7 protein-coding genes and 1 pseudogene are annotated in these 7,214 nt (G+C 45.8%); 6 read left to right on the forward strand and 2 right to left on the reverse strand.

The window, feature by feature from the left end; all coding sequences use genetic code 11:
- Positions 1–308 precede the first annotated feature (308 nt).
- Both Q0218_RS01090 and Q0218_RS01095 read right to left on the reverse strand, forming a co-directional pair.
- Positions 309–743, reverse strand: coding sequence for a molybdenum cofactor biosynthesis protein MoaE (locus Q0218_RS01090; RefSeq protein WP_297965471.1), 435 nt, complete (start codon positions 741–743; stop codon positions 309–311).
- Position 744: 1 nt separating this feature from the next.
- Positions 745–966 carry a MoaD/ThiS family protein gene (locus Q0218_RS01095; protein ID WP_297965473.1) on the reverse strand — a complete coding sequence of 74 codons (222 nt, stop codon included), beginning with the start codon at positions 964–966 and terminating at the stop codon, positions 745–747.
- Between the two features lie 91 nt (positions 967–1,057).
- Here Q0218_RS01095 and nspC point away from each other — a divergent pair, with 91 nt between their 5' ends.
- From nspC to Q0218_RS01125, 6 genes and pseudogenes are all read left to right on the forward strand, one after another.
- A complete protein-coding gene (gene nspC, locus Q0218_RS01100) occupies positions 1,058–2,197 on the forward strand; it encodes a carboxynorspermidine decarboxylase (protein ID WP_297965475.1) in 1,140 nt (379 codons plus the stop codon).
- A gap of 448 nt (positions 2,198–2,645) precedes the next feature.
- Positions 2,646–3,593, forward strand: coding sequence for a formate dehydrogenase subunit gamma (locus Q0218_RS01105; RefSeq protein WP_297965477.1), 948 nt, complete (start codon positions 2,646–2,648; stop codon positions 3,591–3,593).
- A 140-nt stretch (positions 3,594–3,733) separates the two neighbouring features.
- Positions 3,734–4,330 (forward strand): sulfurtransferase-like selenium metabolism protein YedF, encoded by a 597-nt coding sequence (gene yedF / locus Q0218_RS01110; protein ID WP_297965479.1) that lies wholly within the window; start codon positions 3,734–3,736, stop codon positions 4,328–4,330.
- On the forward strand, positions 4,330–5,349 hold the full coding sequence (selD, locus tag Q0218_RS01115) for a selenide, water dikinase SelD (RefSeq protein WP_297965482.1): 1,020 nt from the start codon (positions 4,330–4,332) through the stop codon (positions 5,347–5,349). Before yedF ends, selD begins: the two co-directional genes overlap by 1 nt.
- 457 nt (positions 5,350–5,806) lie before the next feature.
- Positions 5,807–6,436 carry an NAD(P)H-dependent oxidoreductase gene (locus Q0218_RS01120; RefSeq protein WP_297965480.1) on the forward strand — a complete coding sequence of 210 codons (630 nt, stop codon included), beginning with the start codon at positions 5,807–5,809 and terminating at the stop codon, positions 6,434–6,436.
- A 22-nt stretch (positions 6,437–6,458) separates the two neighbouring features.
- Positions 6,459–6,578: pseudogene (locus Q0218_RS01125) on the forward strand (DUF711 domain-containing protein); the annotation flags it as partial.
- Positions 6,579–7,214 lie beyond the last annotated feature (636 nt).

Here is a 7,214-nt window from a genome sequence, read left to right on the forward strand (position 1 = left end):
AGTCCGCGCCCTTGCGGGTAAGAAAAAATTATTTAAACTACGCCTATCGCGTCTTGAATATTTGCCTTGCATCTTGCTAAATTTGTAAATTTGACATTTTCGCGGTGCGGGTCTGGGCGAGCAAATGACGAAATGCCGAATTTTCAAATTTGATTTATATAAAAAGCGAGCCGGAATTTGCAAAATTTGATAGCAATCGGGAGTAAAAGCGGGCTAAACATCATGGTCTAGCCCGCAAGAAATAAAGCTTTTATCTAAAAAGCCGTCAAATTTGCTCGGCGCGTATATCAAAGCCGAGCCGAGTAAATTTAGCCTAAAAGTCCGGCGCCTTTGATCGCTTGACTGCGCTCTTTTGCGTAGATGCGCTCGCCTCCTATGACGTCGTATTTCCAGATCGGCGCGTTAGCCTTAAAGTCCTCGACGAACTCGTTTATCAGGCGCAAGGCGACCTTTCTTTGCGGACTCACGACGCCTGCGACGTAGGAGCTCTCGTGCACCGGCACGTCGCCTCGCGAATGCGCAAAAAGCACGTATGCGCCCAGATCCTTCGCCTTTTGCTCCCAGTCAGTTAGCCATTTGCGCAGGATCGGCTCGTAGATATCAAAGCTAAGAGCGCTTATGCCGCCTTCCTTGCGCACGATGCCCGTAAACGTGATGAGCGCGCCGCAGTTTTTGTCTTTAAACTCGTCGTACCAGGCGTTTGTGATCGCCTTGGCGTCTAGGCTTCCTTCAAAAATCTGCATATCAGCCTCCGCAAACCGGCGGTAAAATGGAAATTTTATCACCGTCTTTTAGCGGCGCGTCAAGAGAGCTTGCAATCTCGTCGTTTACGGCGACGGCGCAGATTTTTAGCCACTCTTTAAGCTGCGCGTATTCGCCTAGTTTTTCTTTTACTTCGCTTAAATTTGCCGCTTCTAGCTTTAAATTTTCCATTTTGATTGGGCCCAAAAACTCGATTTCTACCATAAATTCGCCTTTGAAATTAAATTTTTTTCTTGATTTTACTTAAAAAAATATTTAGATATACTTACGCGAAAATTTAAACGAAAGAGTCGTAATGAACGAAATATTAAGCAAAATAAAAACGCCCGCCTACGTCTGCGAAGAGGCCAAGGTGCGCAAAAATCTAGAAATTTTAAAACGCGTCAAGGATGAAAGCGGCGCGAAGGTGCTAGTCGCCCTAAAAGGCTTTGCATTTAGCGGAGTGATGGGGCTTGTCGGCGAATACCTAGACGGCGCGACTTGCAGCGGCCTGCACGAGGCTAAATTTGCCGCAAAATACGCTCGCGGCGAGATTCATACGTATTCGCCCGCATTTAAAGACGAGGACATAGATGAGGTGCTAGCGCTCTCAAAGCACGTGGTTTTTAACTCCTTTGCGCAGTGGGCTAAATTTAAGCAAAAAGCCCTAGCCGCGGGCGTTACCTGCGGCCTTCGCGTAAATCCCGAGCTCTCCGTCGCGCCGACTGACGCTTATAACCCGTGCGGTCGCTATAGCCGCCTGGGCATCACTCGCGCAAATTTTGACGCAGACGCGCTTGAGGGTATCACGGGACTGCATTTTCACGCGCTTTGCGAGGAGAGCGCGCAGAGTCTGGAGACCGTGCTGATGGCGTTTGAGGAGAAATTCGGCGAGTTTATCCCGCACATGAAGTGGGTAAATTTTGGCGGCGGACATCACGCAACCAAAGAAGGCTACGACGTCGATCTGCTCATAAATTTGATCAAAAATTTCCGCGCAAAATACGGCGTCGAGGTCTACATAGAGCCCGGCGAAGCGGTGGGTTGGCAGACGGGATTTTTAGCCGCTTCGGTGCTTGATTTCGTACAAAACGAAAAAACCATAGCCATCCTAGACGTCTCGGCCGAGGCGCATATGCCAGATACCGTGCTGATGCCGTACCGACCGGCGGTGCGAGGCGAGAGCAAGGGCGGTAAATTTAGCTACCGTTTCGGCGGAAATACCTGTCTAGCGGGCGATATCGTGGGGCTTGACGCGGGCGAGCCGGAGTATAAATTCGACGCGCCGCTAAGCGTAGGCGATAAGGTGGTATTTGAGGATCAGATCCACTATACGATCGTGAAAAACACGACCTTTAACGGCATAAAGCTACCCGATTTGCTGCTTTTAAAAGAAAACGGCGAGCTTGTAACCGTGCGGGAATTCGGCTTTGAAGAGTACGAGAGGCGAAACTAAATTTGACGCCTAAAACTGCGCCCTTTGGGGTGTAAATTTGATATTTTGAGGCGCCGTTTGGGCTGTAAATTTATTAAATTTTGCGGCGACCTTTTATTTGGCTTGCGCCCGGCGTGCGTGCCTCATAAATCTGCGCCTTTTTAACGCTAAATTTAAAATTTAGCTTATTAGCCGCCGAATTTGCCGCAATTTTAATCGCAAATGAAGTTAAATTTAATATAAATAAAATCTAGCTTATATGAATGAATTAATATAGCTGATTATAAATTTGACCCCGATTTTGATAAAAAAGCGCCGCAACCGCCTAAAAATGCGTTGTTTTGACGCTAAGCTTGCATTACGCTATTTTTTGATATAATTTCACGAAAATCCGCAAAATTTTAGCTTTTGGCTGGATGCCGAACTACGTGCGGCTTTGAGCGGACGAACAAAAAACAAGGGAGATAGCATGACGAGAATTTTGAGTTTGCTTTCGGTTGTCGCCTGTTGGGCCTTCGCTATCGAGGCGAGTCCTAGCACCAACCAGTATCAGAGCAATGTCTGGGCTGCCGGTAGAATCGAAAACATCAAGCCTTACGAAGACGGTTTGGGACCGATTTTTACGTTTATTCAGGGTAACGACTACTTCGCTATAGCCGTTTTGTCGCTGATTTTAGCCGTGATTGGGGCATTTGCTTTGCATTTTTTGATTATCGGGCCAAAGCATTTTAGCCACGACGGGAACAAAGTCTATGCGTTTAGCGTAATAGAGCGCGTAGCTCACGGGCTAGCCGCAATCTCGTGGATAGTGCTGGTGCCGACCGGTATCATCATGATGTGGGGCGCTGAGCTTGGCGGCGGGGCTTTCGTTAGATTTTGTAAAAACATCCACGGGTTAGCTACTATTATATTTGCGGTATCCGTATTACCGATGCTGATAGCTTGGACTAAAAGAATGCTACCGACGATCTACGACATCAGATGGATGCTGATCGTAGGCGGGTATCTTTCAAAAGTTAAGCGACCGGTGCCTGCAGGTAAATTTAACGCCGGTCAAAAAGCATGGTACTGGGTCGCTATTCCAGGCGGTATCGTGATGATACTAACCGGTGCCGCGATGTTCTTCTTAGATTTTAAAACGCCTGACGTCGCTACTTGGCTAGGCGTACCGCAAATCGAAGTTTTAAGAGCTTCTGCGCTAGTTCACAATGTACTTGGCATAGTTTGCGCCGTATTTTTCCTAGTACACATATATATGGCGGCTATCGCGATACACGGCGCTATCTGGTCGATGGTAACGGGATATAAAGAAGAGGAAGAAGTTTACGTGCTTCACCACTACTGGTATCAGGAACTCATCTCTAAAAATAAAATCCCCGTATCTGAATACGAAAAAACTTACGCGAAATTAAAATAATAAAAAAGGAGAAGTTTTTCTCCTTTTTTATTTTAAAGCCTGGGCTGAAATTCGCCTTTTTATACAAAATTTAAAATCTTTTAGATAAAATCTCTCCTTAGACTTCAGGTTGAAGAGTAATAAATTTTAAGGAAAAATCAATGCAAATCGATTGTAGAAATTTGGCTTGTCCAGAACCCGTCATCAGGACTAAAAATGCGCTTGAGAGCCTAAAAATCGGCGAAAAGCTTGAGATTTTAGTAAATTCTATAGCTCCAAAAGAAAACATTAGCCGTTTTTTAAGAAATCAAAACATCGAATTTAGCGTAGAACAAAACGGCGCCGAGACGAAAATCACTGCCGTTAAGGGCGAATCTAAGTTGGAGCTAGCTAATTTTGACGAATTCGTCTGCGAAATTACGCCAAAAGCCAAAAAAACGGTCGTTTATCTAAATGAAGAATACGCCGGAAGCGGCGATGTGGGCGTTAGCTTACTATCTAAATTTTTAGGCGCGCTTTTGCAGGTGGAAAAACCGGAGTACGTCATTTGCGTAAATAACGCCGTTAAAATGACTACGAACCGCGCGCATGCGGGCTTTAAACCGCTTAAGGATTTAGAGGCTGCGGGCGTTAAAATTTTAAGCTGCGGCAGCTGCTTGGAGGCGTATAAACTCGTCGGCGATTTAAGCGTCGGAGAGATATCAAATGCCTACGAAATCATGCAAATTTTAACTTCTCACGAGCAAATCAAACTATGATTTACAACGACAAACGTCTAACCAAATTCGTCAAAGCGGCGGGTTGAGCGGCCAAGCTTGACCCGTCGGGTCTACACAAAACTATCGGCGATTTAAATTTAGCTCACCCAAATTTGCTCTCAAACATCGGCACGAACGAAGACGCGAGCGTCTTTAAGATTACGGACGACATCGCGCTCGTTCAGACGCTGGACTTTATCACGCCGGTGGTAGACGATCCGTTTATATTCGGCCAGATCGCGGCCGCAAACAGCCTAAGCGACGTGTTTGCGATGGGTGGGCGCGTGCTAAACGCGCTAAATATCGTCGGCTTTGACAGCTGCAACCTAAGCGGCGAAATTTTGGGCGAAATTTTACGCGGCGGACAGGATAAAGTAGCCGAGTGCGGTGGCGTGATCGTGGGCGGACACACGATAGAGACGCAGCAGATGTATTACGGACTTAGCGTCACGGGCGTCGTTTCGCCAAGCCGCTTTTGGTCTAACAACTCCGCGCGCGAGGGTGATGCGCTTATACTTACAAAGCCGCTAGGAACGGGCATTTTAAGCACGGCGATAAAGGCCGATCTACTAAATTCGGCGCAGATAAAGCAGGCGGTAGAGACGATGAGGCAGCTAAATTTTTATGCCGTGGACGCACTAAAAGGTATCAACGTAACGGCGGCGACCGACGTCACGGGATTTGGATTTTTAGGACATCTAAGCGAAATGCTAAACGATAAAATCAGCTTTGAAATTTACGCGGGTAACGTGCCCGCGATAGCGGTCGCGCGCGAGTTTGCCGATATGGGCATCATCCCTGAGGGTAGCTACAAAAACCGCGAATTTGCGTGCAAATTCGTTAGCGGCGACGCTGATATCTTGCTTTACGATGCGCAGACTTCGGGCGGATTACTGCTAGCGGTACCGCAAAGTGAGGCAAATTTGGCTCTATCTCGTCTAAAGGACGCCGGTTACGAAAATAGCGCCGTAGTGGGTGCAGCTACGGCAAAGACGGAGTTTGGGATAAATTTGATTTAGCGTTTACGACAAATTTTGTAGGCTTATCCGGTAAGCCTTTAGTTTAAAAATTTAGTTTATTAAACTATGTTTAAATTATCGTCAAGTATACTCGGCTATCTAGCGCGTAAATCGTAAAAACGGCGCTAAACCGAGCAATAGTTGCTTTTATCATTTACTTAAAATTTGCCGCCCTATATGCCGGTTTTACATATTTGACCTAAAAGCCGTCCCAAGATCCCCATCGTTTTAAAATTTAATTTAAAAATCGCAAATGTCCTTGGCGCAAATAGCCCAATAAATGCAAAATAGCCGCCGCGCCTAAATAGGCTCAAACCACCTGTAGCAAGGCGCGGGATGGTCTTGCTTGCCGCATCAAATTTAACTAGAGCTTCAAGTTAAGGCGTAAAAACTCTCGGTTAAGTTAAATTTCTGGCTAAAATCGTATAATTACCCGACTTTAATAAAAGGAGAAAATATGAATTTTTTAGAAGCGATGAAATTTCGCCACGCATGCAAGATTTTTGACGAAAATAAAAAAATTAGCGCAGGCGAGTTTGATTTTATCTTGGAAGCGGGCAGACTAAGCCCGAGTTCTACGGGGCTAGAGCAGTGGGATTTCCTCGTCGTGCAAAATCCGCAGCTAAGGCAAAAGATCCGCGCCGTCTCGTGGGATCAGCCTCAGATCACGACTTGCTCGCATTTGGTAGTTATCCTGGCTAAGATAGCAGAGGTCAAAGGCGTCGGTAAATACGTGGAGAAAATGATCGAGCGTCGCGAAGACAAGGCTCCTGATATAATCGGCGACAGGAAGAAATTTTACGGAGATTTTCTAACCGGACGTTTCGGCGGCGATGACGAGCTAATCTATCATTGGTCGAGCAAGCAGTGCTACATAGCTGCTGCAAATATGATGACGGCCGCAGCTAGCCTAGGCATCGATAGCTGCCCGATCGAGGGCTTTGACGAGGCGGCGCTAAACAGCATCTTGGGCCTTGATACAAGCAAGCAGCGCGTAGCCATCGTAGTGCCGTTTGGCTACCGCCTAAAGCCTCAACCTAAAAAATATCGCCGCGAGATAAACGACGTCGTAAGGTGGATTTACTGATTGCGGCTTTTGGCCGTTAGCGATTTAGTTCGGCGGCCTGCTCGGCAGCGCGCCCGTGATGAGCGTAAATAAAAACTCCTCGGCGGACTTCATCGCCCGCGGCGGCCAGATCCCGGCTCCTATCCATAGTTTTAAAAACTAAATTCGCAAAGTCCGCTAGAAAAGCTTTAAGAAACACTTTGAAAGCTAAATTTACAAAGCCTGCCGTAAAAAACGGCGGGCTTACTTCTATTTTTCGCTTAGATCCTAAATTTAACCTTTGCTTCTTTTACGTTAATTTAGCCTTTATATAGCCTTTTATTTTTACAGCCTTATATCTAAATTTACCCAGCTAAACTCCGCTTTTTGTCGCAACCTAAACCTACCGCTTAAATTTACCCCTTTTTATTTTTTGCGCATACCCTCTAAATTTACTATAGCGTTAAATTTAAGCCCGGTTTTTAAATTTATCCCGGTTTAGCCGGTCCTAAATTTATCTTCAAATTCGCTTTTAAATTTTACCTAGGATTTTTTTGGCTAGATAAAAATTTATCTATGTTTTTGCCCCTTGTTTTAGGCTATTTCCGTGGACCCTTTATCCGCTTACTTAAAAATTATCAATAATTACGCTATAATCCCAAACGCAATCCTAACGGATTAATCTTGGCTTATTTAGGGACGGCTGCGGTTGCCTTGGGATTGTTTAAATCCAAAATTTACATCAATCACTTAAAAGGAGTCCACATGGCAGTAACTCAAGCGCAAGTAGCTCAGCTCTACGTAGCGTTGTTTAATAGAG

Source organism: uncultured Campylobacter sp. (assembly GCF_938039245.1).
GTDB lineage: Bacteria > Campylobacterota > Campylobacteria > Campylobacterales > Campylobacteraceae > Campylobacter_A.